A 26,199-nucleotide genomic window follows, 5' to 3' on the forward strand; every position below is an offset into this window, starting at 1 on the left:
GTCCCGGGAGCGACCGTCCGGGAGCAACGCTCCCGGCAATCGCCGCCAAGCGCCGTTGCACCGGCGCGCCATGCCACCCGGCAAGGCTGTGCTATGCGCCTGGCCTGGCAGCGATTTCGGCAGATTTCATTCTACAACGAACTTCCAACTCAGGACACCAGCAGGCTCCACGGGAGTGCAGAGGGATGGTTGCGGCCATTCCTGCCAATGCCGTCGCCCATGCCATTGCTGCCAGTCGCCGCATATGGCAATCCCTCGGATGTGGCCGGGGGGGGAGCGCAGGCATGCACTGATGTTCCTTCACCAGGTGTGGGCTCTGTGCCGGCTGGAACAAGCTCACCCATTCGGGGGGGAGGGCGCGCTCGAACCGAAACGACCGCGTCGGCGGGATACATTCGCTGGGCTCCGATCACGGGCGCCTTTTGTTTGTCGTATGTCCCTCGGAGAACGAACCATGCACCACCATCGCCTTGTCCACTTCGCTGTTGCCACCCTGATCTGTGCCGGCATGCCGACGGCCTTTGCCCAGGAAACCCGGCAGGAGCTGGTGCAGAAGATCGCCCTCGCGCAGGGTGTCCAGGCCCAGTTCGAGCAGCAGCTGGCCGACCAGCGCGAGTCCTTGAAAGGCTATGGCGCCAAGCTGCTGGGCGACATTGTGGGCCAGAGCGGTGGTGAGGCGAGCGATGCGCAAAAGGCCGCGTTCGACCGGTTCGTGCAGCGCTGCGCGCAGATGTTCTCGGGCAAGGAACTGGCCGCGAAATGGGTGGCCAGCTATGGCGCCGATCTGTCGGTCAGCGACCTGCGCGAGATCCTCAAGCACTACGAGTCCCCCATCGGCCAGAAGGAGGTGGCCGCCAACAAGGCCGCCGCCTCGGCCTTCTCGGCATGGATGAACAGCGAAGGTCAGGCCCGCACGGGCGTGCTGCTCGCCGGGCTGATGAAGGATCTGCAGCCGGTGCCCGCAAAGCGCTGATCCGCCGCTGCGGCATGCGCTGATGGCCCGTGGCGCAGCCGCCGTGGGCTGTGCCAGGCCCTGCGGTCATCGCACACAGCCAGGGAGGCGCCTTGTCCTACCCGGCCGGAGTGCGGGCTGCGGCACAGTGCACGCATGGCAAAAGCGGCTGCGCTCCATTCGTCGCCCACTTGGCCAGCCGTGCGCCGGCTGGTGTGGACGCTGCTGCCCTGCATGGCCGCGCTGGTCGGTTGCCAGGGCAGGCATGAGCTGTCGGCGAGCGGTTGCCTGCCCCTGCGCGCCCCGGCGCAGGTGGTGCTGGTGCAGGAGGCCGGCCTGTACGCCGTGCGCGATGCCAAGGCGCTGGTGCTGGCCGCACACCCGCGCAATGCCGTCAACGACGGCTTTCATGGCATGCAGCTGGTGCGCACGCTGCCGCCGGGTACCCGGCTCCAGATCGAGCGGCTGCAGCAGGCCTGGGGCTTCGACGTGGGCAAGGGCCGCATCAGCGCCTTCGGTTCCACCGCCGGTGCTGGCGAGCGCTTCGAATACGGCTGGGGCGGCGGCACCACGATTGGCCGCGCGCCGTGGGAGCCGGCCTCGGTGCCCAATCTGCGCACAGTGGCATGCGGCGATTGACCGATTCCGGAAAAAAGGAGCATTCGATGGAGCCGATTCATTTTTGCCCGCGCCGGCTGGCGCTTGCCACGGCGGTGCTGTTGGCCGCCGGTACGCCCGCGCTGGCGCAGACGGCGAGCGTGCTGTATTCCGCGCGCCCGGCCATTGCGCTGAGCGTGAGCGACAAGATGGCAACCCGGCAGGCGCCGGTGGAGTTCACCGTGACCATGCCCGGCGGCCAGACCACAAAGGCCACGGCCGCGCCCCGGAGCGATGGCGAGCGCGCAGGCACCGTGCACTACCCCAGCGATTTCGGCAACGCCGGCACCCGCGTGGGCGACTACAACTGGACTGCGCGCGTGGGCGGCAAGGTGGTGCTGACGGGCCGCTTTGCCTACCGGCCGGCGCAGGGCGGGCAGATGCTGTTTGTGCCGGGGTGAGCCGGCGCATGTCTGCACGGGCCTGCCATGCTGCCGGATGCGCCTGTGCACTCGGGGTGGCAAAAAGAGACTTGAAAAGTCGCGGTCTTCGGGCCTAGAGTGCATGGATGCATTCCAACCTGAACACGGCAACCCCCATGGATGAAGCCGAGAACCTTCCCGCCTGCCCCAGCGACATCCTGGGCGAGGTCGACGTCAGCCGGCAGATGGCCACGCGACCGGGCTTTCCGGCCGATTACGAGGCCGAGAGCGTCGCCATGGCGCGGCTGGTGGAGGTGCTGGCGACGCGCCCGCGCGACATGGCGCAAGCGCTGGCGGATGTGGCGATGGAGCTCACCGGGGCGGCATCGGCGGGGGTGTCGCTGGAGCAGGGCGAGCCCGAGCCGGTGTTCCGCTGGATCGCCACGGCCGGCGAGTACAGCCGCTACGTCAACGGCACCATGCCGCGCAATTTCAGCCCCTGCGGGGCGGTGGTGGCGCGCGGCGAGGCGATCCTGATGCGCGAGCCGATCAAGGCGTTCCCTTACATCAAGGAAATGCATGCGCCTGCGCGCGAGGTGCTGCTGGTGCCTTTCTTCAAGGGCAGCGTGGCTGTGGGCACGGTGTGGGTGGTGCACCATGACCACCAGCAGTTCGACCGCGAGGACCTGCGCGTGCTGCGGGTCATCACCAACTTTGCCAGCGCGGCGATGCAGGCCACGGGCTTGTTGGGCACCTGATCAGCCCAGATCGGGATCGTTGCCGCTCCAGCTGCCGTTGCGCCGCCGTCCTACGCCGTCGGTCGGGGGCTTGGCATATCATGCGGCATGAAACAAAATGTCACAGAGACCAGCACGTCGGTTCGCTGGCATGTGCCGCGCGTCAGCGAGGACAGCTGCGCCTCGGGTGCTACTTTGGTTAAAGTTTTTAGGCCATGAATACCCAATGGACCAGCCACCGCCAGCGGGCCCTGCGTGCCCTGGGGGTGACGCTGCTGGAGTTATTGATCTCGGTCACGGTGATCGGGCTGCTGTCGGCTGTGGCTATGCCCAGCTACACGGCCTACAAGGAGCGTGCGAAGATTGCCGCTGCCAAGAAGGACATCTTGGAGATCAGTGCCAAGCTGGACCGCTATCTGGAGTTAAAGAACACGTTTCCGGCGAGCCTGGCCGATCTGCCCGACAACCGGCTTGACCCCTGGGGAAACCCGTACCGCTACCTGTCCATGGACGGTGCCAAGGTAGGCGACAAGCGCAAGGACAAGTCGTTGCACCCGCTCAATAGCGACTACGACCTGTACAGCATGGGCCCTGACGGCAAGAGCCAGACACCCCTGACCGCAAAGGCCAGCCGCGACGACATCATCCGCGCCAACAACGGGGGCTTCATCGGTGTGGCCCAGGATTATTGACGAATGCGCCTGAATGCGGCCCACGCCATCCTGCAAAGCCGAGTGGGGCGGCAGCTGCTGGCCACCTTCTTCGTGCTGGTGGCGGTGCCTGTGGGGGCTATTTCGCTGCTGGCTTACCAGCTTACCGAGTATGTCGTGCAGCAGTCCGGCGCACAACTGAGCAGCGAGCTGGCCAAGGCGGTGGGCATCCACGTCATCGACCGGCTGCGCGCCGCCGAGAGCCTGCTGCTTGTGCACGGGTTGCCCGAGATAGACGGCGCCGGGCCCGTGGCGCTGGACAACCGGCTCGGGAGCGTCTTCGCCAGCGTGGAGCGTCAGCCCCCGCCGCAGCCGCAGGCGCCTGTGCCGGTAGGCAGGAGCGCGCTGCACATCGTCGGTGCTGCGCAACCCGGTGGCGCGCCTACGGTCGAGCTGGTCGTGCCGGTGGCCGGCGCCGTGGTGCGCGGCCGGTTCAACGCCGACTACCTGTGGGAGAACGCGCAGTCGGGCACGCACCGGATCTGCTTTTCGGGGCCGCAGCTGAGCGTGCCCTTCTGCCAGGGAGTGGAGGCGCAGACCCCCCATGCGGTGCGCACGCAGCGCGAGATCTTCTTCACGCCGTATTTCGATGCGCCGGCCTGGACCATCACCACCACCTTGCAGCCCGACGTGCGGCGCTACCTGCCGATCGGCGTGGCAGCCCTGGTGGGAAATGTAGCGGGCATCGCCTTTCTGCTGGCGCTGGTGAGCAGCTCGGTGGTGCTGCGCAGGCTGACCCGGCCGCTCGATGCCCTGACCTCGGGTACCCGCGCCGTGCTGCGTGGCGACTTCACGCGCCAGGTGAAGATCGAAGGCCAGCGCAACGAGTTCACCGACCTGGCTGACTCCTTCAACGCCATGACCGAAGAGGTGGGGCGCGACCTGGCGCTGTTTCGCGTGCTCGCGCAGATGGACCAAGCCATCATCGGGCAGCAGCCCTTCGCCGAGGTGGTGCGCCTGATGCTGGAGCACCTGCAGGCCCGGGCCGGTCACCATGCGTTGGGCGTGGTGCAATGGCCGGCAGGCGCGGCCAGGCCGTGGCTGCTGTCGCTGGCGCCGGATGGCACGCTGCAGCAAGGGGAGACCAGCGCCGACCTGGTGGATCCCGCTGGCGCTCCCGGTCCCTGCCACGACCTGCCGGTGGCGCAGACCCGCAGCCAGCGCGTCTGGCTGCGCCTGTCACAGCAGCCGCCAACCCTGGGGCGGGCCGAGCGTGAGCTGGGCGCCTTTCGCCAGCGGCTGGCCGTGGCGCTGCACTCCGAGCAACACGAACAGCAGTTGCGCGAGCGCGCCACGCACGACAGCCTGACAGGCCTGCTCAACCGGCTCGGCCTGTTTGAAGCCATCGAGCGGTTGACCCAGGCCCGTGCGGATCAGAACACGGCGCCGCCGTTTGCCGTGGTCTACATGGACCTCGATGGCTTCAAGGAAATCAACGATGCCTATGGCCACCAGGTAGGCGACTGCGTGCTGCGCGAGGTGGCAGACCGCCTGCGCCACAGCGTCGGTGCCCGCGCGTGGGCCATGGCCCGGCCGGCAGGGGACGAGTTCGTTTTCGTGCTGCCCGTGGACGCGCAGGGGGCCTTCAGGTCCGCCATCGAATCCGCCATGCAGGCCGTGCGCCTGCCCTACAGCGTGCCGCCGCGCCTGCTGAACCTGGGCGCCAGCCTGGGCATGGCGCAGTTTCCCGCGCACGGGTCTGCGCAGGAGGAGCTGCTCAGGCACGCCGACCTGGCCATGTACACCGCCAAGGCCGCGGGCCGCAATCTGCTGGTGGAGTTCGCGCCCGCGCTGGCTGCCGATCAGGCCGAGCGGCTGGTGCTGCGCCACGACCTGCGCCACGCGCTGGCAGCGCAGCAGATGTTCGTGGTGTACCAGCCGCGCGTGGGCGCGCGCGATCGGCAGGTGGCTTCAGTCGAGGCGTTGCTGCGCTGGCGCCATCCGGACAAGGGGCTGGTCTCGCCCGACACCTTCATCCCCATGGCCGAGGAGTCCGGCTTCATCCTCGAGCTGGGCCTGTGGGCGCTGCGCCAGGCGCTGCAGCAGTTTGCGCTGTGGCGCGACGATCCGCAGGTGCCCGTGCGCCACCTGTCGGTGAACCTCTCTCCCCTGCAGCTGGCCGACCCGGCCTTTCCGGCAACGCTGCAGGTACTGCTCGACGAGTTCTGCATCAACCCCGGAGAGCTGGAGCTGGAGATCACCGAGGGCGCGCTGATCCAGGACGTGGATGCCGCCGTAACGCGCCTGGCGGCCTTGCGCGCGCAGGGCGTGGCGATCGCACTGGACGATTTCGGCGTGGGTTACTCGGCCATGCGCTACCTGAACCGCCTGCCGTTTGACACGCTCAAGATCGACAAGAGCTTTGTGTTTGCCTTTGGCGTGGAGCGCCCCGCACTGGCCATTGCCACCGCCATCGTGGCCCTGGCCAAGGCGCTGGACAAACGCGTGGTGGCCGAAGGGGTTGAAAGCGAGATGCAGGCCGACTTGCTGCAGGCGCTAGAGGTGAACGAGTTGCAGGGCTATCTCTATGGCAAGCCACAGACGGCTGCCGAGCTTGCGCAGCGTTGGACGGGCGGTGGGCGCGCCGCCTCTGCGCCTTCAGGCGCACGGTAGGCCCGTGTTCCATACGCCAGTGGTGGGTAAGACTTTTAAGTTATTATTTATACCGATTGGTAGCGATGGGCTCAGAGCCCCCGCATGCATTGCGCGGATTTCTGCCTGGTGCGTGCGTTGCGCCGCGCTTGTCCCCGCCCTGCATTGCAAGGCAGCAGGGGCGGTCGCCGGTGGAATTTCATTGAACCGCTTACCAGGAACAACCCATGTGGACCCAGACAAGAGCAGACGGTAGCGGCTCCAGAGAGGCAGCAGAGTCGGTACGCTGGCTTCGCGTGATGGCGTTCCTGAGCGTGGCGGTGCCCCTGGCGATCTACGCCATCTTCGGGGTCGTCGGGTTCTTGCGTGCCACGGATGAAACCGATGCCCGCGTGTCGCGCTCCCTGCGCGTGGCGCATGAGCATGCTTCCAAGGTCATGGCCACGTCCGAGGCGGTCATGGAGAAGGCTTTTTCCCTGGTCGATGGCAAGAATCCACAGGCCCTGCGCAGCATCGAGGCATTCCTGCATGAAGAGCTGCGCAAGCGCAGTGTGGACCAGCCCCAGATCCAGTCCATCCTCATCCTGGATGCCCAGGGTCGGCCGATTGCCAGCAGCCGCCTGTTCCCCTTCCCCCGGGTGGACTTCTTCGACGGCGAGTATTTTCAGTACCACTTGCAGGGCCGCCCTGGTGTGCATCTGTCCAAGCCGCTTGTGACCAGGACTTCCAACGAAAGAGTCCTGAATGCCAGCGTCGCCTTCAAGGACGACGCGGGCCAGTTTGGCGGGGTCATCAACGTGGCCTTGCTCACGTCCTACTTCCACGAATTATATGGCGACCTGGTGGCCGACGAGCCCAACCTGGCGGTCACGCTGTTCCGGGGGGATGGCGAGGTGTACACCCGGTGGGCCCAGGGCGCCACCCCCTCGGGCAAGCTGCAGCCCGACGCGCCGGTGATGCAGCGCGTGCGGGCTGGCGAGGACTCTGCGCGCCTTCAAGGCATCTCGTCGATTGACCAGCAGGAGCGCATCATCGCCTACCGCAAGGTCGGCGGCTATCCTTTGTACGTGGCCACCGCGATGCGCCTGAACGTGCCGCTGCGCGAGTTGTTACAGCAGCTGGCGCTGCTGTTCGCAATGGGGGCGCTGCCGGTGGCCGCCCTGGTTGTCACGGCCAGGGCGGCGCTGCGAAGCGCCCGCGCTGCACACAGCACCTTGCAGGACCTGGAGAGGGAAACCGAAAGCCGCCAGCGGGCAGAGGAGGCGCTGCGCCAGGCACAGAAGCTGGAGGCGCTGGGCCGGCTGACCGGTGGCGTGGCGCACGACTTCAACAACGCCCTGATGGTGATCAGCAACAACCTGCACCTGCTCAAGCGCTCGGTGTCGCAGGCGGGCCTCCAGCAGATCGAGTCCAGCGCCCGGGCTGTCAAGTCGGCCACCAATCTCACGCGCCAGTTGCTCGCCTTCTCACGGCGCCAGCCCCTGGTGGCCGAGTACGTGCGGCTGCAGGACAAGCTCCCGGCCATCCGGGATCTCATCGCTCCAGTCCTGGGCAGCCGTGTGCGCCTGGATGTGCAGGTGCAGCCCGACACCGCGCCCGTGTTCCTGGACATGAGCGAGCTGGAGTTGGCGCTGCTCAACCTGAGCATCAATGCGCGCGACGCGATGCCCACAGGCGGCGCGCTGTCCATCCATGTTCGCAATGCCGGGCCACGGCCCCTGGGGCCGCAGCGGGAAGACACCAGGATGGTGGTGATCGAAGTGTCAGACACAGGCAGTGGCATTGCGCAGGCCGATCTGGACAAGGTCTTTGAACCCTTTTTCACCCCCAAGCCCCTGGGCGAGGGTACGGGCCTGGGACTCAGCCAGGTGTATGGTTTCTGCCAGGGAGTGGGGGGGTATGCAGAGATCTCCAGCGATGTCGGCAAGGGCACCCAGGTCAGCCTGTACCTGCCCAGCACCGCTGCCCAGGCCACTGCGAACGAGCCTGCCCCAGACGCCCCGCTCAAACCGCTGGGCATGCGCCTGCTGTTGGTGGAAGACAACGACGAGGTGGCCGAATCCCTGGTGCCGCTGTTGCAGTCGCTGGGCTGCAATGTCACCCGGGTGGATCGCGCCGACAAGGCCGCCCGCCTGATGGAGGAAGGCCAGCAGCCCGATCTGGTGCTGTCGGACGTGATGATGCCCGGCACGCTCAACGGCGAGGGCCTGGCACGGCTCATCCGTGAAAAATGGCCTGCGCAGCGGGTTCTGCTGATGACGGGCTATGCAGAGCAACTGGCCCGCATCTCGCAGCTGGGGTTTGACGTGCTGCCCAAGCCCTGCACGCCGCAGATGCTGCATGCCGCCATTGGCAAGTTTGCGGCCTCAGCCCACCGAAGCGGATGAATCGGCTGTGCGTGAATGCCCGGCAGTGCCGCTGGCGGCACGGCTCCCCATGGCGTCGCACGCACGGCACAACGGTCGTTGGCAAGCATGGCGCAGGCCTCGGCGCACCGGGGCGCATGGCGTGCGCCTGGAAGCACCACCCGCCTGCCGGGCCAATCCCTGTCAGCCCCGCGCACGCGCCAGCTCGGCGTCCACGGCGGTGCTCAGGGTTTCCAGGTCGAAGGGCTTCCTGAGCACCGATTGCACGCCCACCAGGCGCTCCACCTCGGCCATGTCGGCATAGCCGGTGGCCATGAGCACGGGAATCTGGGGATACAGCTGGCGAGCTGCGGCGACGAACTCGGCGCCGTTCATGCCGGGCATGAGGTAGTCTGCCATCAGCAGGTCGGGCATGCGGCGGCGCAGTTCGCGCAGGCCGCTTTCTCCATCGCTGGCCTCGCGCACGCTGTAGCTGAGCAGCCGCAGCCCTTCGGCGATGCCCTGGCGCACGGCATCGTCGTCTTCCACCACCAGCACCTCGGTGCGGGCTGCGGGGGTGGAGCTGCCGGGCGGGCTGGCCTGCGTGTCGATTCCGTCGCCTTCGTGCACATGCCGGGCCTGTGCGAAGCGCAGGGTCACGGTGGTGCCCTTGCCCTCGGCGCTGTGGATCTCCACGTTGCCGCCCGACTGGTGGGCGAAGCCATAGACCTGGCTGAGCCCCAGCCCCGTGCCTTCGCCATCGGGCTTGGTGGTGAAGAAGGGATCGAACACCTTGGCCTGCAGTGTCTCGGGGATGCCGCAGCCCGTGTCCTGCACGCTGATCTGCACCACCTGACCGCCGCGGGCTGTCTCCTCCAGGCGGGTGCGGATGGTCAGCTTGCCGCCTTCGGGCATGGCATCGCGCGAGTTGACGGCCATGTTGAGCAGGGCCATTTCGAGCTGCGCCCCATCGAGCCGTGCCCAGGTGGGGTCCTCGCACAGGTCCAGCTGCACCTGCACCTTGGCTCCGACCGACACCTCGATCAGCTCCTGCAGGTTCAGCACCATGGCGTTCACATCGTGCAGCCGGGGCAGCAGGCTTTGGGCGCGCGCAAAGGACAGAAGCTGTGCGGTCAGCCGGGCGCCGCGGTCCACAGAGGCCTTGGCCCGGCGCGCGTAGTCGGACAGGCGCTTTTCCGTGGCTAGCCGGATGATGAACTGCAGGTTCAGGTTGACGGCGTGCAATAGGTTGTTGAAGTCGTGCGCGATGCCACCGGTCAGCCGGCCGATGGCCTCCAGCTTCTGGCCCTGCACCACCTTGGACTGGATGCGCTCGCGGTCTGCGATCTCGCGCATGAGCCGGTCGTTGGCGCTGGCCAGGTCGTTGGTGCGGGCGGCGATTCGGGTTTCCAGCTCGGCGTTGAGCCGCTCCACGGTGTGCTTGGCCGCCTCTATGTCCGACAGGTGCTGCCGCGTGGTGTATTGGCGCTTGCGCGCGCGCATTGCGGAGCGCACCGCGCTCACCAGCGTCTCGGGGTTGACGGGGCGCTCCAGGATCACCAGGTTGCCCAGTTCCTGCAGCGAGGCCCTTGCCCGCTGCGAGCGCCGGCTGGCCTGGCGCGTGGCCAGCACCACGAATGGAAAATCGGACCACGCGGGTTGCCGGGCCAGGTAGTCGCGCAACTGGTCGCCCAGGCCCCCGGCCAGCACTTCTTCGGTGAGGATGGCGGTAGCCGCTGCCACCTCCAGCTCGGCCAGCAAGGCGGGTGCGTCAGGGCACAGCACACAGCGCACGCCATCGCCGCAAACCACCGACTCGATGACTTTTGCATCGCGCCCGTAAGGTGCCAGAATGAGAACTCGGCTCTCCATTGACGGCACCCTCAGGAACCCGGTTGGTCTGTGTCGCCATCGCCCAGCAGGGGCTGGTGGCCGGTGTACCGGGCGGCTCCCACGAGTATGCCGTGGAAGTCCGACAGGGGCTTGCCGATCTCGATGCCGCGGGCGCCCAGGCGGAACTCGCGAATGGAGGTCTGGTGCTCCATGGTGCGGCTCTTGATGACCGAGATGGCCTTGAGCACCTCGCCACGCGCTTCGAAGAAGCGGTACTGCACCATGGCATCGCTCAGGTAGCTCAGATCGATATCGCTCTTCATCTCTCCCACGGTGCCGTGCAGCGACAGGATGATGAGCGTGACCGCGCCCTTGAGGTTCAGGTAGGCCAGCAACTCGTGCATCTGCAGCAGCAGGTACTGGCCGCCCGGCATGGCCTGCATGTAGGAGTTCAGGCTGTCCAGCACCACCATGCCCACCCGGTCGGTTTCCACTGCATCGCGCACCGCCTGCGCGAACTGGCCGGGTGAGACCTCAGCCGGGTCGAACGATCGGATCAGCAACTGGCCACTGGCGATGAACGGGTCGATATCGAGCCCCAGGCAACGCGAGCGCTGGCGCAGCGAATGCAGGCCCTCGTCGAACAGGTAGAAGGCCACCCGCTCGCCCCGGCGCATGGCGGCCACGGCGCAGCTGGTGGCGGTGGTGGTCTTGCCCACGCCGGCAGGGCCGGCGAGCAGCAGGTTGCTGCCTGGGGAAAGGCCCCCACCCAGCATCTCGTCGAACGCCGGCATGCCCGTGGACACCGGCGCATGGTCGAAGCGGCCGCCGTGCTCCCCTGCAGACAGGCGGGGAAACACCTCCAGGCCGCCCCGGTCGAGGTTGAAGTCGTGGTCGCCGCTGCGAAACTTGATGCCTCGCAGCTTCACCACGCGCAGCTGCCGCTTGTCGGGGCCGTAGGTGTTGGAGTTCTGGTTCAGGTGAATCACACCGTGCGCAATGCTGTGCAACTGCTGATCACCTTCGCCCGAAGTCTTGTCGTCGAGCATGAGCACGGTGCAACCGATCTGTGCAAAGAAGCGCTTGAGAGCGAGTATCTGCCGCCGGTACCGCAGCGGGCTCTGGGCCAGCAGGCGCAGTTCCGACAGGCTGTCGAAGGCCACACGGTCCGGCCGAAGTTCGTCCACCAGGCGCATCACTTCGCGGGTGGTTTCGCCCAGCTCGACTTCGGACGGGTGGAGGATGGTCTGCTCGGCCTCTTCGCTCAGGCCTTCATCGCTCAGCAGATCGAAGATTTCGATGCCTTCAAGAGACCAACCGTGCGACTGGGCGACCTGGGCCAGCTCCTGTGCGGTTTCCGACAAGGTCACGTACAGCCCCCGCTCGCCCTGGGCGCGGCCCTCCAGCAGGAACTGCAGCGCCAGGGTGGTCTTGCCCGTGCCCGGGCTGCCTTCGACCAGGAACAGGTGGCGCGTGGGCAGGCCTCCAGACAGCACGTCGTCGAGCCCGGCAATCCCGGTCGAGGCAATGCCTGGTGTGGCAGAAGGGGAGGGGCTGTGAGCTTTTGGCAAATGGGTCCTTTCGGTGGCCCGCCGCAAGGGCGTGGGCTTATGGGGCCTTGATGCCACGAAATGAATGTTGCAACCCTCTGGAGGGCAACGCATCAACGCCTGTGTGCATTTTGAATGCGTGGCCTGCCAAAGGCAGTCAGCCCATTTCGTCGGGAGAGGGCGGGCATGTCCTACACAGCACCAGCGCTGGTGGCGGCGGTCAAATGCGTGGATTGTGGCGACGGAACGCTGTACGGCAATGCGCTGCAAGGCTTGGCGGTACGCCTGTTTGCGCCCACGCTTGGCGGGGCGAAGCGGCGCTATCCCCTGAGCGTCTCGAGTTCTAAATTCGTTGGATCAATCACCCGGCAATCGCCGCCATGCGTCGTTGCAAATGCTCGCCATGCCACCGGGCATGGCCGTGCTTTGCGCCTGGCCTGGCAGCGATTTCGGCAGATTTCTTTCTTCAACGGACTTGCAACTAAGGACACCAGGATGGCCCAGACGTATTGGGCCCACGGCACTGGCCGCACAAACGGGGCTGCCGCGCTGGGTGACCTGCAAGCGCCCCGCCGCAGACAGCCGGTTGGCGGCGTTGCGCACGGCAGGCATCAGCAGCCGCCACTGCGCCGGGCCAGTGCCGGCCGCCAACATCCGTGCCACTTCGGAGGGGCAGATGGTCTTGCCCGGCGCCCGCTTGGCCAGCAGCGCCAGGATGGCCTGCTCGATGTGCTGCGCGTCCATGGGTCGGCGGGGCGTGAGGGGATGGGGGGCGGGGCTCAGGGCCGCGCGGTTGGCGCTGCCTTGGCTGCAACAGGCGCGCTGTCGGTGGCACCGGGGGCATTGGCGCGGGCGCTGCTGTTGTGGGCCTTGTATTTCTTCCACAGGTAGCCGGCAATCGCCATCAGGATCATCTTGCGCATGGGGGTCTCCAAAATCAAAGCGCATAGCATCGGCTGCGGCGCAGTGGGCTGCTGTAGGAGGCCGGGGCGAGAGCATGTGGGCCAGGAGGTGGTGCGCGCGCTGCGCAATGAGCTCGCCCGCGCAGGCGTTTGACGACATTCCGCACAAGCCGGCCTGCGACCGGCTGGAGATCGAGCCTCCTTGGCAGCCCATGGAGTCATGGGCGCGGACTGGTCAGGGCATGCTGGGAAAGCCTGGGCCCCGGCAGTGTCGGACGCTGCCTCCATGGACACCGCCAAAGACGGATCGAACCCTGGGTAACCCAGGGTTCGCCTAAATGCCGTACACTGTATGCGTTGGTAGAGGTTCTGCTCGTTGCTTCTACCTTGATTGTCACCGCACGGTTTCAACTGCCGTACAGGCATCAGCCGCCGACCCTTGTCGCCGCTGAACGCACATCTTCTTCGGCGAGCTCCCTCGTCGGTCCGCGTACTTCAGCTCGCCGGATCGTCACCGACCTTTTCAGGTCTTTCCATTAGTCCAGGTACCAGGCACAGGCGCTCGTCAGCGCGTGTCCGATGCCGCGCGCGTTCTCGACCACCATGCAATCACCCAACATCCACCACGTAGGCCACTATCTGGTCACGCCCATTACCAAAGCCACTGACTGCGGCCAGTTCCTCGCGTCGGTGTCCATCCGTCGCGGGATGCACGACAGAGTATTTCGCTTCATTCCATTGTTTGACAGCGCCGCACGGGCCGGCGTGTATGCCCTGGCGCAGGGCCGGCTTTTTGTGCAACGCAACGAGTTGGTTTGACAGTCCGAACCCATCCCATCGAAGGAGCTACGTGGCCAAAGAAGACTTGATCGAAATGCAGGGCAAGGTGGATGAAGTCCTCCCCGACTCCCGCTTCCGCGTGACCCTGACCAACGGCCACATGCTGATCTGCTATTCGGGAGGAAAGATGCGCAAGCACCGAATTCGCGTCCTGGCAGGCGACAAGGTGACGATTGAAATGTCGCCCTACGACCTCAACAAGGGACGCGTCGTATTCAGGCATCTGGAGCCTCGCAACGGTGGCGGCCAACCGCCATTCGCGCGTCCTCAACGCTAGGGTCTGTCCCGAGGTCGAAATTCGTTGAACAAGTCTCCCGACAATCGCCGCCATGCGTCGTTGCAAATGCCCGCCATGGCACCCGGCATGGCTTCGCGTTGCGCCCAGCCTGGCAGTGATTTCGGCAGATTTCTTCTTCGACGAACTTCCAACCCAGGACACTGGGGCCTGTGAACAGGCCCTGGTTTCCTTGACCTTTTCGCGCCGCCACAGGCGCAACCGAGAGAACTGATGAACAACAAGCTTTACGTTGGCAATCTGGCATACAGCACAGGAGGTGAAGACCTCAAGCTGCACTTCTCTGCATATGGGCATGTCGTTTCGGCAGAGGTTTGCATGGAGCGAGACACAGATAGATCAAAAGGTTTCGGGTTCGTTGTCATGGACACGGCACAAGAGGCTGCTTGTGCAATTGAAGGCCTCAATAGCAAGGCAATCGATGGAAGGGCGTTGACGGTCAGCATTGCGCGTCCGTTGGCGCCTCGTGCTGACCGCGGCTTGACCAGGTAAGTTTTCGGACCAAGCGGGACACCCTGTGAATGGCACTCCACTTTCACTCGAACGGCGGGATGCGCTCCGCCTTGCGCTTCCAGCCATCGCCGGCCTATTGCGGGAGCGGCGAGCCAACGAGATCGACACGGCGGCAATTGAAGACCTTGTCAAACTTTCTTGGCTGGAGTGGTTTGGGGGGCGGCTCCAATTGACCCAGACGGGTACCAACATATGCCAGCAACAGCGGGGTGCAGGTGGTCGACCAACGGACTGGTGACCGATCTCTTGCCTGCACTTGCGGTCGCTGCCATTTCCCTCTATGAAGAGCGGCCGATACACCGCATCCGGTTGCTGATGCCGTCTCCGAGCAAGCACGCCTTAGCGCATTTCACCGATGGAGATGCAGCGATCGAGAAACAAGTCGATCTCCGTGGACTTGTCGAAAATGCCGTCGGCACCTAACTCAGTGCATTGGCGCCTCATCTCGTCGGTAGCGTAGTTGCTCAAGACAATCGCATGCTGCCCTGGCTCCCTGGCTTGTACCTGCTTGAGCACATCAAGCCCCGAGCCTGCGGCGAGAAAGAGATCGACAATGATGAGTTCCCATTGACCGTGCCATGCGGCCAGCGCATTCGCAGCCTCTTTGGAGGTGGTTGCCCACGCCACCACTTGCGTATGCCCCAATTCTCGCAATGCAGGGACTAGCGTATCGCGTATGGTTCGACTATCTTCGACGAGAATGGCGATCAACGGGGCTTTGGTCATCCGGTTCACCTAGATGCGGGGTTAGGATGTTCCATCGAACCCATTGGGCCTGCATTCATCCAGTTGTCTTGTAGGTGCCCATGCCGACACAGTCCATACCGGACGGTGGTGTTTTTGTGGAGACTTCATCATGACGCCACCCAGAGATGCCGTCGGTGAATAAATATCCCGACGGACTGCCCCCATGCGCCGCCAGCAAATGCTCGCCATGCCACCCGGCATGGCTGTGCTTTGCGCCTGGCCTGGCAGCGATTTCGGCAGATTTCTTTCTTCAACGAACCTCCAACGCAGGCCGCTGGCCAGCGGCGTTACCATCCATCAACGCCTGCAGCCTGGGGCGCCCCAAGGCCGCATTTCTTCCACCTCTCCCACCCCGTCCGAGGGGCTTGCCTTGATGATGATGACGCGACGACATTTCCGATCCCTGCGGGGATACCTGGCCCAGGCCGCCTTGCTGGTGGCGTGCCTTGCGGGGCTTGCCGCGCCACGGGCCGTGCTGGCGGCCGAGCTGGATGCGCAGCGCCAGGCTGTCCTGCAGTCCATGTACCAGGAGGATGCGGTGCTGACGGAGAAGGTCCACCGTGACTTCTGGTCCGGGTTCGACAGCGGCGTGGGACAGCCGGATACGCAGGCATCGATGGCGCGCCTGGCCGTGGTGCTCAAGAATTCCCTGGAGTTCGAGCGTGCCCAGGTGCTCAGCCAGAAAGCCAGCATCCGGCAGCGCAAGCCCGTGGTGGACCCCGGCTACGAACAGGCCCTGCAAAGCCGGCTGGAGATGCTGCGCGCGCGCAAGCTGCCGCCCGACAACGTGCTGGCCAAGGACAAGGCGTTCCGCGAATCGCTGGTGCCCATCTCCCAGGGCAAGGCCATCGAGGCGCCCAACGGCTCCAAGATCCTGATGAACGACTTCATTCTCGACAAGGTGCTGCGCAACATTGAGGCCACGCACGCCCGGCTGGAGCGGTTGCTCAACCCCGTCTGGACAGCGCCCGCCATCAACTGACCGCCGGTGCGTTGCCCGGGCTCAGCGTTCGGAGTCGTTTCCCTTTTTTCCGGTGACGGCCGAGACGATCACCTCGACCACCAGGGCGAGTACCAGTACGACGCCGGCGGCCTCCGGCTGTCCGGCCACGTACAGCCCCAGCGTAACGAGGATGCCGGCCGCAGAAAGATAGTGCATGGGTTTCAAGGCGTGCGTCCCGGGGAATGGGCGAGCTGTCACGCCTCGGGGCGAGCCGGCACGCGGCGGTAGTTCACCTCCACGGCCAAGGCCTCGGTGCCATCGGGGGCGATGTTGTACATGCGCAGGTCTAGCGTGTCGTCGCCCAGTTGCTCGATCACCGTGCGCCAGCCCCAGCGGGTACCGCCCGGGCCTTCGCTGTAGCTTCCCAGCATCGACAGGCGCGGGTCGCCGCTGTCGCCGGTGCTGAAGATGATGGAGGTGCCGGTGCCAAAGCTCTCGGCCCAGGCCGATTCGTACCTGCGCTCGTCCAGGTGGTGGGCGATGAGGGCCATGCCCTCCATGGGCTCGCCGCGGCAGTGGCCCGTGTACTCGTGCAGCAGCACGCGCCCGCCCAGCAGCACGCGGATGCTGCCGCGCTGCACCGAATCCTCGGCCGGCGTGCCGGGCTCGAACCAGGGGCGAAAGCGGCCCTCCCACTGGCCCGCCATGCGCGCCAGCCGGGCGTGCGCGCCGCTCGCCCGCGAGGCCTCGAATGTCTGGCGGCTCACAGCGCGAACCCGTCCAGCGAGAGCTGCTGCGAGCCACCCACCAAGGCGACCAGCGGCGTGGTGCTCACGGGCAGCGCCGCGGCAGCGGCGATCATGGTGCCCCGCGTGGCAAAAGGCTTGCCTTCGCCCACCAGCGCACCGGTCTTGCGGTCCACGATGCGCCCGACGATGGCCGAGCCCTCGGGGTCACCGGGGTCGGTTCTCTGGTAGACCATCACAAGCGCAGCGCAGGGGAGATGTTGCCGCGGTCGTAGCGCCGGGGCGCCTTGTCGCTACAGCCGGGGCAGCACCTGCTCGCCTATCTCGCGCAGCACCTCGGCCGGCGCGCGGAGGTGGCCCTGCGCCAGGTTGAACCGCACCTGCCCCACGCCCATGGCCTGCATGCGCGTGAGGTAGGCGATCAGTTCATTGCGCCCGGTGCGCAGGCCCAGTTCCAGGGGCGTGGCGGGTGCGGCCGGGTCGGGCAAAAGATCGAGCTGCACGGACTGGATGAAGGGCTTGCGCTCGCCGCCGGCTTTCTGCTCCAGCGCCTGTTGCCACAGGTGGATGCGGCCCTGCTGGCGCGCCTCTTCACGGTGGTAGCTGGCCCAGGCATCGGCGTTGGCAGCGGTCCATTGCAACGATTGCCGGGCCGAGCCCACGACGACCATGGGGATGCGTGCTGCGGGTGGCAGCATCAGGTCATAGCCGCCTGTGGCATCGAGCAGCACCTGTCGCTCCTGCGCATCCGGCGACAAGGCTGCACGCACCAGTGGCCAGCGTGCGCGGAACGCCTCGCCGCGCGCGTCCAGGGATTCGCCGAAGGAGGCGAATTCTTCGGGCCGGTCGCCCGAGCCCATGCCCAGGATGAAGCGGCCGTTGCTCAGGCGGTCGAGCGACAGCGCCGCCTTGGCCACATGCAGCGGATGCCGCAGCGGCAGCACGATGGCCGCCGCGCCGATGGCGATGCGGTGGGTGGCGGCGGCCAGCGCGGCCAGCCAGAGAAAGGGGTCGTCGAGCGCGCTGGCGGTGTTGTCGCTGCCCTGGGGCACCATCAGCGGTACATCGCGTGCCCACAGGGCGGCAAAGCCCAGTTCGTCGGCCAGCGTGCCCAGGCGCAGGGCCTCGGGCAGGTCGGCCATGGCGCCGGCTGCGTGGCCCCACGGCGTCATGAATCCGAGCGTGAGCCGCCCGGGCTGGAAGACCTGCGCGTGGCCGGCGTTGAATGAAGACGACAACATGGCGCGAAGGATAGGGCCATCGGCGGATGCCTGCGCGCAAGGTGGCCAAACACCTCGGCCCGGCAAGGTCGCCCGGCGCCTGCTTGTTTGCCAGCCTCGCGGCGGCTGCGGGCCCACAGGCTCCCGGGCATCAGCGCATGCGTGCGCGGCGATCCGGCGTTGTCTGACGAAGCGGCAATCGATCCGCAATCACCATGGCGTTTTCAAACCAACCCACCAAGGAGCATTGCCATGGCCGTGAAAACCGTCGAAGATCTTTTCCTGCACGAACTGTCGGACACCTACAGCGCCGAAAAGCAGATGACCCGCTCGCTCCCGCGCATGGCGCGCGCCGCCGCCGACCAGCAGCTGGCCCAGGCCTTCATGGACCACCTGGAGGAGACCCGTGGTCAGGTCGAGCGCATCGACGAGATCGTGGAGATCCTGAACCTCAAGCTCAAGCGCATCAAGTGCGCTGCGATGGAGGGCCTGGTGGAGGAGGGCAAGGACCTGATCGACGAGATCGACAAGGGCCCGGTGCTCGACGTGGCGCTCATCGGCGCGGCGCAGAAAGTGGAGCACTACGAGATCGCCAGCTATGCCACGTTGATCGCGCTGGCCACCAAGCTCGGCTACACGCCGGCCCTGCCGCTGCTGCAGGCTTCTCTGGCCGAGGAAAAGGCCACCGACGACAAGCTGGGCAAGCTCGGCCAGGCCGTGGCCATCGAAGAGGCTGTGCAGCAGCCGTGATGCGCGCCAGGACCGGCCCCGCGCCGTGATCGGCCCCCTGCCGCCGTGCCAGTCGTGGCGGCAGCACCCACGCCTGGCTCAATTCCTGGCTTCCTGCACCCAGCCCGCCAATGTTCCCAGGTCCACCAGTTGCCCATCGGTCGCAGGGCCCCGGTACATCAGGTGCGGTGTGCCGTGGTCGTTGGTGCCCAGGGTATGCCCGCCGGGGTAGACGCGGTGGCGGAGATTGACCGTGTGGTCGGCCACGACCCGCTGGCCGGTGGGAAAGGACTGCGGCAGGCTGCGCTCCGCCCAGTCCAAGGGGCTGGGCGCAGATGGCGAGGTTGAAGTCCGGGTTCTTGTAGGGCAGGCAGCGGGATCCGGCGGCGTCCAGGCCGGCGGCAAGGGTCCAAGGGCCGCGCTTTCAAAAGCTTTCCCAATCTTCATCCCCGCCCCCGGCTGCCTTGGCCGGCGCCTGGGGTGCAGCCGTTGCCGGGCTGGCCGCTGCGGGCCCCTTGGGCGCCGCCAGCCGGCTGGCCACCGGGCTCTTGGCCGCCGGCTTGGTCGATACTGCCGCGCGCGCAGCCGGTGCTGGCATGCCCATTGGCTTGCGCACCGCTGGCGCTGGTGCCGGTGCGCGGTAGTTGCCTGCACCGCTGCCGTCGCCCGCCAGGCGGAACACCGCCACCGCGTTCACCAGCTCGCCCGCCTGGCTGTTCAGGCTGCTGGCCGCCGCCGCCATCTCTTCCACCAGCGCCGCGTTCTGCTGCGTGGCCTGGTCCATCTGCGTGACCGCCTCTCCCACCTGGCCCACGCCTGCGCTTTGCTCGCTGCTGGCCGCGCTGATCTCGCCCATGATGTCCGTCACCCGCCGGATGACCGCCACCACTTCGGTCATGGTGGCTCCTGCCTTGTCCACCAGTTGCGTGCCTTGCTCCACCCGCTCCACGCTGGCGGTGATCAGGCTCTTGATTTCCTTGGCCGCTTCGGCGCTGCGCCCGGCCAGGCTGCGCACTTCGCTGGCCACCACGGCAAAGCCCCGGCCTTGCTCTCCTGCGCGCGCCGCTTCCACCGCTGCGTTCAGGGCCAGGATGTTGGTCTGGAAGGCGATGCCGTCGATGACGCTGATGATGTCGGCGATCTTGCTGCTGCTAGCGTTGATGCCTTTCATGGTCTCGACCACTTCGGCCACCACGTCGCCGCCCTGCACGGCCACGGTGGAGGCGTTCAGGGCCAGTTGGTTGGCCTGGCGTGCGTTGTCGGCGTTCTGGCGCACGGTGGAACCCAGTTCTTCCATGGAGGCGGCGGTCTCTTCCAGCGCCGAGGCCTGCTGCTCGGTGCGCGCCGACAGGTCGTTGTTGCCCGAGGCGATCTGCGCGCTGGCCGAGGCCACGCTTTCGGCGTTGCCGCGCACGGTGCTCACGGTGGTCACCAGGCTTTGCTGCATGCGCTGCAGGGCGCTGAGCAGTTGCCCGGTCTCGTCCTGGGATTGCACGACGATGTCGCCACTGAGGTCGCCTGCGGCAACGCGGTCGGCGGCCTGCACGGCCTGGGCCAGGGGGCGGGTGATGGAGCGGATGATCGCAAACGCCAGAAAGATCGCCACCGCGATGGCTGCCACACCGGCAATCAGCACGTCGCGCTGCAGGGCCGATGCGGCCGAGTCGGCCTCCTTGCCAGCTTCGGTGGTGAGTTGGGCCTGGAACTCCACCTGTTCGCGCAGCGTCTTCTGGTAGTCGAGCTGGGCGGGGCGCAGCTTTTCTTCGAGCAGCTTGATCGCCTCATCCTTCTGGCCTTTCTGGGCCAGCGCGACAAACTCATCACCGGCCTTGAGGAACTCGGCCCGGGCCTTGAGCATGCGCGCCAGTATTTCCTCGCCCTTGGGCGAGGAGATCAGCGTATCCAGCAGCTTGTATTGATCGGCCGTGGCTGCCCGCGCGGCGGTTATCTGGTCCACGGCTGACTTGGCGATAGGCTCTGAACTGAAAAGGACCAGGTTGCGAAACTGGATCGCCTGGGTATTCGCACTGTCCGCCAGAACACCGAGCGACTTGGTGATCGGTATGCGCGTGTCGACCACGTCGTGCAGCTCTTCGCTTTGGTGGGCCGACCGCAAGAGGCTGATGGCGCCCAGTGCAATCAGCAGCAGCACCATCACGGCGAAAGCGAGCGTGAGCCGGGTGGCGATTTTCATCTTGTCCATGGTGTCTCTCTCTCAGGGTATTTTCAAGGTGGCCAGGCTGCATGCCATGGTGGCACGGTGGCAGGTTTCACGAACAGGTGGGGTCGGTGCGGGGGGGCGGATGCAGGGCTGCGTGCACGCCCGCATCGCAAGGGGGTTTGGGCTGGCGAGGGGTTTTCATGCGCAACTCCTGTGGATTCGTTCCACCTGAAAGAAAGCTTTCGAATACCGGCAAATTGCATTGCAGACGCTGTGCAATTGCGCACCCTCGGCTGGTTCGCCAGGGTCATACCTGATGACTTCGGTATATCACTTTCTGTAACAACCGTTTACCTTCAATGGACAAAGCGGTGCTGTGTGCTCGCAGGCCATGCGTTCTGGTGCACTGGCCGCCATCGTGATCGCATGCAAGCAAATGAGATTTTTATGTAACAAGAAAACAATGCCCAGGCAGTTTTGCGCCGCACGTTTTCCCATACACGGCGCTATGGGGCTTTGCACGGCCGCGCTGCCCGGCGAGCCGGCGGATCCCGCGAGCAGGGGGGCCGGCGCAGCAGTGTTCTTTCCCGGCGGCGGGAGGCACGCAGCCCTGCGCGTTGGCGCGGAGTCGCAGCCATGCGCTGCGTGCGTCCTGCAGGTTCTGGCCCTGGTGGCTATTTTTTGCCGGGCATCGCGCCCCGCGCCGTGTGCGGGCCCGTGTGCCATGGCTGCCATTCAGTCTTAGGGCCTGGCGGCCTTCTGGTGTACAAATTCCGTCTGCCTGCTTGCCGGCTCCGTCGCGCCGGCAGGGCTGGCCACTCGCACCATCCGCCACCCTGGAGCCCAACCGCATGACATCCCTGACGCCGGAGCAACAACACATTGAGGCCGAGTTGCGCGCCCTGGTCGGCGATGCCGCGTTCGCTCTCACGCCCGATGGCCGGGGCGTGCTTGGCGCGGCCGGTGCCAGCGTGGTCGTGGACGTGCCTGCGCATGGCCGCCACGCCGTCTTCAGCACCGGCCTGGGCGTGCTGCCGCACGACCCGCCCCCGCGCCATGCCGCGCTGATGGCCGCGCTGCAGTACAACATGTTCCTGGCAGCGGGCGACGGCGCCGCCGTGGCCGCCCATCCCAACGGCGACGGCAGCCTGTACCTGTGCTACCGCACGCCCCTGGCCGGGCTGGATCGCACCGTGCTCGCCAACATCGTCACCAACCTGGCCGCGCGCGCCGCGCCGCTCACGCAGCAGCTACTTGGCCCACAGACCGGGGCGGCCGCCGCCACCGCAGGCACTGCCGCCGCGGTGCAGGCGCCTGCGCTGCCCGGCCAGTTCATGGACTGGCGGGCCTGAGCCTACGGACCCACGAACCCACGCCATTCGAGGAAGCATCGCCCATGTCCACCCCCTTCTCGTCCATCGGCAACCATCCCTTCATCGCGCCGCTGGGGCCCCCGCAGGGCGGGCCGCCGCAGGGCATGCCCGGCCTGTTCACGCTGGGCAATCTGCCGCACAACATGCCCGGGCCGCAGACCGGGGGCGACCTTGCCGAGCCCTGGCTGGGCGGGTCGGGCGGGGATGTGGGCATGGTGATACACCTGCCCCAGGACTTTCCCGAATTGCCGGACGACGATGATGGCTTGCCCGCCCAGAGAGGGATGAAGCGCAGCCACGAGGGCGACGGTTACAGCAACACCCCCGGCAGCGACATTGCAGAAGGCCCGCGCCGCAAGCGCCCGTCCCTGGACAAGTCGGGGGAGTTCGGCAGTGCGAACGCGGATGCGGAGCTGCGCTGGGCGATGCACGCATCCCTGGCCAGCTCCCGTGGCGAGCCCTCCAAGGCCAGACCCGTCACCGAGGCGCTGTGCGACAAGGTGGCTCGTCCCAAGTGGGATACCCCGCTCAACGGCAAGTCCATCTCGCGCAAGGACGGCGATGGCCAGGCCCAGGACCTGCGCCACGTGGTGGCGTACGAAACCATGCAGTCCGCCGTGCATGCCGTGCTGCGCGCCGCTTCGACCGATCAGGAAAATTACGACACCCTGGAAGAACTCGCCACCGTGATGGACCAGGTGCCGACCGGAAAAGACCCCGGGCAGCGTGCCCTGGGCATTGCGAAAAATCTCAACAACCTCCTGTTTACCTGCAAGGGCAACTTCTTTCTGGGCGACGCGCTGGAAAACCAGCGCGCCGGCTCATCCACCGCTGCCTTGCACCACACCGAGGAGCGGCGGCTGACAGCGCTCGCAACTGCCAAGGACGTGTCCGGCATTGCCGACGTGCTCGGCGAGGCCGCGGGAAGCCTGAGTGGCCCCATCCTCGACCATGCGCTGGAGGCCTTCCACCTGGAGCCCCTCGGATCGCGGCCCGCCCCCCAGCCCGGCGAGAATCCAAAGACCGTGGAAAAACAGTATGACGCCAGCAAGGCCGCCGCGCAGTCAGCGCTGGCCAGCAGCATCCTTGAATCCCTCGAGCCTTTGCTCGCGCAATACCGCGCAGCAACCGACCCCGAACAGCAGTTCATCATGCTGACCCTGGTGAAGAACGAAGTCGCGGAAATCATCGAAGGCCTGGCCGACAGCACCGGCTACGACGCCAGCCGCACCGCCCACGCCGAACTGCTCGAGAAGCAAAAGGGTTTGCCCGAAGCCTTTGCTCTCTTTCGCACCGCTGAACGCACGGGCGACCCCAAGACCCTGGTGCAGGCCGTGCAGATCATGAAAGCCCTGGATGACGCTGCCAGGGACATGGCGCCCGAGGTGCTGGCACGCAAGAACGGTACGGCGATGAAGCCCAGTTTCGGGCCCTTGTACCAGCAGCCCAATCAGTAGTGGCGGCGAAGCGGCGTACCGCGCCTACCCCGCGCCCTGGCGCCGCATCAGCCGCTCGGCCAGCTCGAACGCCACTTGCAGGAGCACCGCCAGACCAGCCGAGGGAATCGCCCCTGCCAGCAAGGTGGTGCCGTCGTTGAGCGCCAGCCCCTGCGCGATGCGCTCGCCGTAGCCGCCTGCGCCGATGAAGGCGGCAATGGTGGCCGTGCCCACGGTCATCACCGTGGCGGTCTTGATGCCGGCCACGATCACCGGCAGGGCCAGCGGCAGCAGCACCAGGCGCCAGCTTTGCGCGGGCGTCATGCCCAGGGCCACGGCAGCCTGGCGCGTGCCCTGCGGCACCTGCTGCAGGCCCACGGCAGTGTTGCGCACGATGGGCAGCAGGGCATACAGGCTGAGCGCCACCATGGCCGGCACGGTGCCGATGCGGCCCAGCAGAGGTATCAGCGCGGCCAGCAGGGCCAGCGAAGGCACGGTCTGCAGCAGCCCGACGATGCCCAGGATGCCCTGGCCCAGCACGGCCCGCGCAGCCGCAAGGGTGCCCAGCGGTATGCCGATGAGCACCGCGATGCCCACGGACACGGCCACCAGCCACAGGTGGTCGCGCGTGAGGCGCCAGAAATCGCCGCCGAAGATGGCGCTGGACAGGGAAGGGCGGGCCTGCGGCGCGGCTGTGCTGGCCTGGGCGGCGGGAGCCGATGCGGGCTTGGCGCCGGCCAGGAAGCCGGCCGCAATGGCCGGGAACGCCTGGCCCTGCAGCTCGGCCTGGGCGTTCATGGCGATCATGCGCGTGACGTCGATGCGGCCTTCGAGCGCTGCGATCTGCTGCCAGGCCGCGGGCGCGCGCGTGGGCAGGTCGGCACGGTAGAGCAGCACCGCGTCGTAGCGCGGGAAGTAGTTCTCGTTGTCCTGCAGCGTGACCAGGCCCAGGTCGGCGATGCGCGCGTCCGTGGTGTAGATGTCGGTCAGGTCGATGCGCTGCGAAGCGAGGGCCTGGTACGACAGGCCATGGTCGATGGAAGTGGGGCGCTGCGGCAGCTGGTAGCGCCTGGAAAGCCCGGGCCAGCCGTCCTCGCGGCCCAAGAATTCCTGCGAGATGGCGATGCGCAGGTCAGGTGCCTTGCGCAGGTCGCCCAGGGTGGTGAGACCATGCTGGCGCGCCACCTCGGCGCTGGCGGCCAGCGCATAGCCGTTGGCAAAGCCCAGCGGCACGCCCATGGCCAGGCCCAGGTCGCGCAGCTTCTGGTCGATGAGGGCCTGGGGCGAGCCGGTGGGCAGCTTGAGGATCTCGCGCTCCACGGTGCCCAGGTACTCGGGGTAGATGTCGATGGCGCCGGTCTTGAGCGCCTCGACCACCACGGCGGTGTTGCCCAGGCCCTGGCGGTGCTCGGCCGCGGCGCCGCCCTGGCGCGCGGCCTGGGTGATGACCTCGCCCAGGATGTAGCTCTCGGTGAAGCGCTTGGAGCCCACAGCCAGGCTTTGCGGGGCTGCCTGCAGTGGCGATGCCAGTGCGCCGGCGATGAGGATGGCGAGCGTGGCTGCCAGGGAGCGCAGAGGGAAGGATGGATGCATCGGGGCCATTCTGCGCTGCTTTTGCGGCGGCGCGGACGTGGCTCGCGGGTGGCTGGGGTGTCCGACACGCACAATGCCGCGCCGCTGACAGGCCAGGCAGGGCACGCGCGCACACCATGCGGGCATGGACACCACCACCCTCCTGCCCCCTGCAAGCACCGCGGTAGCCGGGCTGCAGCGGCCTGCCTTGCTGGTGCTGCCGGGCTGGGACGACGATGGCCGGGCCCAGTACGACATGCTGGGCGAGGACTTGGCCACAGACGGCTGGGCATGCCGCCGCGCCGACCTGCCCGATGCGGACTGGCCCGCAGCCGAGCGCGCCGCCGTGACCCGGGAGGACAGCCTGCGCCAGGCCCTGCGCGACTACCAGGTGCTGCATGCGCAGGCCCGGCCCGATGGCATGGGCGTGCTGGGTTTCAGCTATGGCGGCTACATGGCAGCCTTGCTGGCAGGCCTGTACCCGTTCGACTGGCTGGTGCTGCGCTCGCCCGCCATCTACCCCGATGCAGACTGGCTGACCGCCAAGGAAGACCTGGACCGGCGCAAGGTGGATGCCTACCGCCACACCGTGCACACGCCCGAGGGCAACCGTGCACTGGCTGCCTGCGCCGCCTTCAAGGGCGATGTGCTGCTGGTGCAGTCCGAACACGACGAAGTGGTGCCGCGCCCGGTGATCGACAGCTATGCCTGGGCCTTCGGCAACGCGCGCAGCCTGGTGCGGCACATGCTGCTGGACGCCGACCACGCGCTGTCGCAGGCCCGCTGGCGGCACACCTACCACGCCATCGTGGTCGCCTGGCTGCGTGGAAGGCGGCAGGAAGGGCCACCGCAAGGCTCGCTCCCTTTTGTTGCTGCCGGTACCTTGCAACTGCGTTGACCGCCCCCACCTGGTGGTGTCGAAGAACTGCCGCTCAAATCACGTCCCGCCGCTGGACGCCTGCGTTCTGCAGACCTTTTCCCTTC

At 66.8% G+C, this 26,199-nt stretch carries 27 protein-coding genes; 15 read left to right on the forward strand and 12 right to left on the reverse strand.

Translation table 11 applies throughout. The features are described 5' to 3' along the window. Window positions 1–454: 454 nt before the first annotated feature. The 7 genes from ACK59X_RS02865 to ACK59X_RS02895 all read left to right on the forward strand — a co-directional run bounded on the left by ACK59X_RS02865 (window position 455) and on the right by ACK59X_RS02895 (window position 8,397). Complete coding sequence (locus tag ACK59X_RS02865; protein WP_409955008.1) at window positions 455–973, forward strand: DUF2059 domain-containing protein; 519 nt, start codon at window positions 455–457, stop codon at window positions 971–973. A 135-nt stretch (window positions 974–1,108) separates the two neighbouring features. After that, complete coding sequence (locus ACK59X_RS02870; RefSeq protein WP_409955010.1) at window positions 1,109–1,591, forward strand: hypothetical protein; 483 nt, start codon at window positions 1,109–1,111, stop codon at window positions 1,589–1,591. A 26-nt stretch (window positions 1,592–1,617) separates the two neighbouring features. Beyond that, window positions 1,618–2,010 (forward strand): hypothetical protein, encoded by a 393-nt coding sequence (locus tag ACK59X_RS02875; protein WP_409955012.1) that lies wholly within the window; start codon window positions 1,618–1,620, stop codon window positions 2,008–2,010. A gap of 107 nt (window positions 2,011–2,117) precedes the next feature. Beyond that, entirely contained in the window at window positions 2,118–2,729 is a 612-nt protein-coding gene (locus ACK59X_RS02880; RefSeq protein WP_409955013.1) for a GAF domain-containing protein, read from the forward strand. Between the two features lie 194 nt (window positions 2,730–2,923). Next, the gene (locus tag ACK59X_RS02885; protein ID WP_409955015.1) at window positions 2,924–3,400 is read left to right on the forward strand and encodes a prepilin-type cleavage/methylation domain-containing protein; all 477 of its coding nucleotides are present in this window, start codon (window positions 2,924–2,926) and stop codon (window positions 3,398–3,400) included. A 3-nt stretch (window positions 3,401–3,403) separates the two neighbouring features. Beyond that, complete coding sequence (locus ACK59X_RS02890) at window positions 3,404–6,031, forward strand: putative bifunctional diguanylate cyclase/phosphodiesterase (RefSeq protein WP_409955017.1); 2,628 nt, start codon at window positions 3,404–3,406, stop codon at window positions 6,029–6,031. 278 nt (window positions 6,032–6,309) lie between these two features. After that, complete coding sequence (locus ACK59X_RS02895) at window positions 6,310–8,397, forward strand: ATP-binding protein (protein WP_409955019.1); 2,088 nt, start codon at window positions 6,310–6,312, stop codon at window positions 8,395–8,397. A gap of 162 nt (window positions 8,398–8,559) precedes the next feature. On the opposite strand, the gene ACK59X_RS02900 is transcribed toward ACK59X_RS02895, so the two are convergent. The 4 genes from ACK59X_RS02900 to ACK59X_RS02915 form a co-directional block, all read right to left on the reverse strand. After that, a complete protein-coding gene (locus ACK59X_RS02900) occupies window positions 8,560–10,227 on the reverse strand; it encodes a response regulator (protein ID WP_409955021.1) in 1,668 nt (555 codons plus the stop codon). A gap of 11 nt (window positions 10,228–10,238) precedes the next feature. Next, window positions 10,239–11,759: an ATPase domain-containing protein gene (locus tag ACK59X_RS02905; protein ID WP_409955023.1), complete on the reverse strand. Its 1,521-nt coding sequence runs from the start codon at window positions 11,757–11,759 to the stop codon at window positions 10,239–10,241. A gap of 336 nt (window positions 11,760–12,095) precedes the next feature. Continuing rightward, window positions 12,096–12,482, reverse strand: coding sequence for a DUF3253 domain-containing protein (locus ACK59X_RS02910; protein ID WP_409955024.1), 387 nt, complete (start codon window positions 12,480–12,482; stop codon window positions 12,096–12,098). Window positions 12,483–12,517: 35 nt separating this feature from the next. Beyond that, complete coding sequence (locus ACK59X_RS02915) at window positions 12,518–12,661, reverse strand: hypothetical protein (protein WP_409955026.1); 144 nt, start codon at window positions 12,659–12,661, stop codon at window positions 12,518–12,520. 582 nt (window positions 12,662–13,243) lie between these two features. On the opposite strand from ACK59X_RS02915, the gene ACK59X_RS02920 reads away from it, so the two are divergent. The 3 genes from ACK59X_RS02920 (at window position 13,244) to ACK59X_RS02930 (ending at window position 14,267) form a co-directional block, all read left to right on the forward strand. Continuing rightward, window positions 13,244–13,459, forward strand: coding sequence for a hypothetical protein (locus tag ACK59X_RS02920; protein WP_409955027.1), 216 nt, complete (start codon window positions 13,244–13,246; stop codon window positions 13,457–13,459). A gap of 31 nt (window positions 13,460–13,490) precedes the next feature. Then, window positions 13,491–13,757: a translation initiation factor IF-1 gene (gene infA / locus ACK59X_RS02925; protein WP_409955029.1), complete on the forward strand. Its 267-nt coding sequence runs from the start codon at window positions 13,491–13,493 to the stop codon at window positions 13,755–13,757. Between the two features lie 231 nt (window positions 13,758–13,988). Further along, on the forward strand, window positions 13,989–14,267 hold the full coding sequence (locus ACK59X_RS02930) for an RNA recognition motif domain-containing protein (RefSeq protein WP_409955030.1): 279 nt from the start codon (window positions 13,989–13,991) through the stop codon (window positions 14,265–14,267). A 360-nt stretch (window positions 14,268–14,627) separates the two neighbouring features. Here the strand turns inward: ACK59X_RS02930 and ACK59X_RS02935 are convergent, their stop codons facing one another. Beyond that, window positions 14,628–15,014, reverse strand: a complete 387-nt coding sequence (locus ACK59X_RS02935; protein WP_409955032.1) for a response regulator — start codon at window positions 15,012–15,014, stop codon at window positions 14,628–14,630. 400 nt (window positions 15,015–15,414) lie between these two features. On the opposite strand from ACK59X_RS02935, the gene ACK59X_RS02940 reads away from it, so the two are divergent. Next, complete coding sequence (locus ACK59X_RS02940) at window positions 15,415–16,017, forward strand: hypothetical protein (RefSeq protein ID WP_409955034.1); 603 nt, start codon at window positions 15,415–15,417, stop codon at window positions 16,015–16,017. A 21-nt stretch (window positions 16,018–16,038) separates the two neighbouring features. Here the strand turns inward: ACK59X_RS02940 and ACK59X_RS02945 are convergent, their stop codons facing one another. Genes ACK59X_RS02945 through ACK59X_RS02960 form a run of 4 tightly spaced genes read right to left on the reverse strand, consistent with a single transcriptional unit; the run spans window position 16,039 to window position 17,965 of the window. After that, on the reverse strand, window positions 16,039–16,203 hold the full coding sequence (locus tag ACK59X_RS02945) for a hypothetical protein (protein WP_409955036.1): 165 nt from the start codon (window positions 16,201–16,203) through the stop codon (window positions 16,039–16,041). 29 nt (window positions 16,204–16,232) lie between these two features. Beyond that, on the reverse strand, window positions 16,233–16,745 hold the full coding sequence (locus ACK59X_RS02950) for a DUF1579 domain-containing protein (protein WP_409955038.1): 513 nt from the start codon (window positions 16,743–16,745) through the stop codon (window positions 16,233–16,235). Then, window positions 16,742–16,960: a hypothetical protein gene (locus ACK59X_RS02955; RefSeq protein WP_409955040.1), complete on the reverse strand. Its 219-nt coding sequence runs from the start codon at window positions 16,958–16,960 to the stop codon at window positions 16,742–16,744. Before ACK59X_RS02955 ends, ACK59X_RS02950 begins: the two co-directional genes overlap by 4 nt. A gap of 57 nt (window positions 16,961–17,017) precedes the next feature. Then, complete coding sequence (locus ACK59X_RS02960; protein WP_409955042.1) at window positions 17,018–17,965, reverse strand: TIGR03571 family LLM class oxidoreductase; 948 nt, start codon at window positions 17,963–17,965, stop codon at window positions 17,018–17,020. 231 nt (window positions 17,966–18,196) lie between these two features. Here ACK59X_RS02960 and ACK59X_RS02965 point away from each other — a divergent pair, with 231 nt between their 5' ends. After that, window positions 18,197–18,694 carry a ferritin-like domain-containing protein gene (locus tag ACK59X_RS02965; protein WP_409955044.1) on the forward strand — a complete coding sequence of 166 codons (498 nt, stop codon included), beginning with the start codon at window positions 18,197–18,199 and terminating at the stop codon, window positions 18,692–18,694. A gap of 78 nt (window positions 18,695–18,772) precedes the next feature. Here ACK59X_RS02965 and ACK59X_RS02970 read toward each other — a convergent pair whose 3' ends face one another. After that, window positions 18,773–18,994: a hypothetical protein gene (locus tag ACK59X_RS02970; RefSeq protein WP_409955046.1), complete on the reverse strand. Its 222-nt coding sequence runs from the start codon at window positions 18,992–18,994 to the stop codon at window positions 18,773–18,775. A gap of 103 nt (window positions 18,995–19,097) precedes the next feature. Next, complete coding sequence (locus tag ACK59X_RS02975; protein ID WP_409955048.1) at window positions 19,098–20,876, reverse strand: methyl-accepting chemotaxis protein; 1,779 nt, start codon at window positions 20,874–20,876, stop codon at window positions 19,098–19,100. 809 nt (window positions 20,877–21,685) lie between these two features. Here ACK59X_RS02975 and ACK59X_RS02980 point away from each other — a divergent pair. Both ACK59X_RS02980 and ACK59X_RS02985 read left to right on the forward strand, forming a co-directional pair. After that, complete coding sequence (locus ACK59X_RS02980) at window positions 21,686–22,186, forward strand: type III secretion system chaperone (protein WP_409955050.1); 501 nt, start codon at window positions 21,686–21,688, stop codon at window positions 22,184–22,186. A 44-nt stretch (window positions 22,187–22,230) separates the two neighbouring features. Continuing rightward, complete coding sequence (locus ACK59X_RS02985; RefSeq protein WP_409955052.1) at window positions 22,231–23,664, forward strand: hypothetical protein; 1,434 nt, start codon at window positions 22,231–22,233, stop codon at window positions 23,662–23,664. A gap of 24 nt (window positions 23,665–23,688) precedes the next feature. Here the strand turns inward: ACK59X_RS02985 and ACK59X_RS02990 are convergent, their stop codons facing one another. Continuing rightward, window positions 23,689–25,236, reverse strand: coding sequence for a glycine betaine ABC transporter substrate-binding protein (locus tag ACK59X_RS02990; RefSeq protein WP_409955054.1), 1,548 nt, complete (start codon window positions 25,234–25,236; stop codon window positions 23,689–23,691). A gap of 124 nt (window positions 25,237–25,360) precedes the next feature. Between ACK59X_RS02990 and ACK59X_RS02995 the strand changes: the two genes are divergently transcribed. Further along, window positions 25,361–26,113, forward strand: coding sequence for an alpha/beta hydrolase family protein (locus tag ACK59X_RS02995; protein WP_409955056.1), 753 nt, complete (start codon window positions 25,361–25,363; stop codon window positions 26,111–26,113). Window positions 26,114–26,199 lie beyond the last annotated feature (86 nt).

This window comes from Acidovorax sp., assembly GCF_046339755.1.
In the GTDB taxonomy this organism is placed as follows: domain Bacteria; phylum Pseudomonadota; class Gammaproteobacteria; order Burkholderiales; family Burkholderiaceae_C; genus Acidovorax.

What these genes read in the sequence shown, in the direction of transcription:
- ACK59X_RS02865 (WP_409955008.1), top strand. Translation starts at nt 455, where the DNA reads ATGCACCACCATCGCCTTGTCCACTTCGCTGTTGCCACCCTGATCTGT.
- ACK59X_RS02870 (WP_409955010.1), top strand. Translation starts at nt 1,109, where the DNA reads ATGGCAAAAGCGGCTGCGCTCCATTCGTCGCCCACTTGGCCAGCCGTG.
- ACK59X_RS02875 (WP_409955012.1), top strand. Translation starts at nt 1,618, where the DNA reads ATGGAGCCGATTCATTTTTGCCCGCGCCGGCTGGCGCTTGCCACGGCG.
- ACK59X_RS02880 (WP_409955013.1), top strand. Translation starts at nt 2,118, where the DNA reads ATGCATTCCAACCTGAACACGGCAACCCCCATGGATGAAGCCGAGAAC.
- ACK59X_RS02885 (WP_409955015.1), top strand. Translation starts at nt 2,924, where the DNA reads ATGAATACCCAATGGACCAGCCACCGCCAGCGGGCCCTGCGTGCCCTG.
- ACK59X_RS02890 (WP_409955017.1), top strand. Translation starts at nt 3,404, where the DNA reads ATGCGCCTGAATGCGGCCCACGCCATCCTGCAAAGCCGAGTGGGGCGG.
- ACK59X_RS02895 (WP_409955019.1), top strand. Translation starts at nt 6,310, where the DNA reads ATGGCGTTCCTGAGCGTGGCGGTGCCCCTGGCGATCTACGCCATCTTC.
- ACK59X_RS02900 (WP_409955021.1), bottom strand. Translation starts at nt 10,227, where the DNA reads ATGGAGAGCCGAGTTCTCATTCTGGCACCTTACGGGCGCGATGCAAAA.
- ACK59X_RS02910 (WP_409955024.1), bottom strand. Translation starts at nt 12,482, where the DNA reads ATGGACGCGCAGCACATCGAGCAGGCCATCCTGGCGCTGCTGGCCAAG.
- ACK59X_RS02915 (WP_409955026.1), bottom strand. Translation starts at nt 12,661, where the DNA reads ATGCGCAAGATGATCCTGATGGCGATTGCCGGCTACCTGTGGAAGAAA.
- ACK59X_RS02920 (WP_409955027.1), top strand. Translation starts at nt 13,244, where the DNA reads ATGCAATCACCCAACATCCACCACGTAGGCCACTATCTGGTCACGCCC.
- ACK59X_RS02930 (WP_409955030.1), top strand. Translation starts at nt 13,989, where the DNA reads ATGAACAACAAGCTTTACGTTGGCAATCTGGCATACAGCACAGGAGGT.
- ACK59X_RS02935 (WP_409955032.1), bottom strand. Translation starts at nt 15,014, where the DNA reads ATGACCAAAGCCCCGTTGATCGCCATTCTCGTCGAAGATAGTCGAACC.
- ACK59X_RS02940 (WP_409955034.1), top strand. Translation starts at nt 15,415, where the DNA reads ATGACGCGACGACATTTCCGATCCCTGCGGGGATACCTGGCCCAGGCC.
- ACK59X_RS02955 (WP_409955040.1), bottom strand. Translation starts at nt 16,960, where the DNA reads ATGGTCTACCAGAGAACCGACCCCGGTGACCCCGAGGGCTCGGCCATC.
- ACK59X_RS02960 (WP_409955042.1), bottom strand. Translation starts at nt 17,965, where the DNA reads ATGTTGTCGTCTTCATTCAACGCCGGCCACGCGCAGGTCTTCCAGCCC.
- ACK59X_RS02965 (WP_409955044.1), top strand. Translation starts at nt 18,197, where the DNA reads ATGGCCGTGAAAACCGTCGAAGATCTTTTCCTGCACGAACTGTCGGAC.
- ACK59X_RS02975 (WP_409955048.1), bottom strand. Translation starts at nt 20,876, where the DNA reads ATGGACAAGATGAAAATCGCCACCCGGCTCACGCTCGCTTTCGCCGTG.
- ACK59X_RS02980 (WP_409955050.1), top strand. Translation starts at nt 21,686, where the DNA reads ATGACATCCCTGACGCCGGAGCAACAACACATTGAGGCCGAGTTGCGC.
- ACK59X_RS02985 (WP_409955052.1), top strand. Translation starts at nt 22,231, where the DNA reads ATGTCCACCCCCTTCTCGTCCATCGGCAACCATCCCTTCATCGCGCCG.
- ACK59X_RS02990 (WP_409955054.1), bottom strand. Translation starts at nt 25,236, where the DNA reads ATGCATCCATCCTTCCCTCTGCGCTCCCTGGCAGCCACGCTCGCCATC.
- ACK59X_RS02995 (WP_409955056.1), top strand. Translation starts at nt 25,361, where the DNA reads ATGGACACCACCACCCTCCTGCCCCCTGCAAGCACCGCGGTAGCCGGG.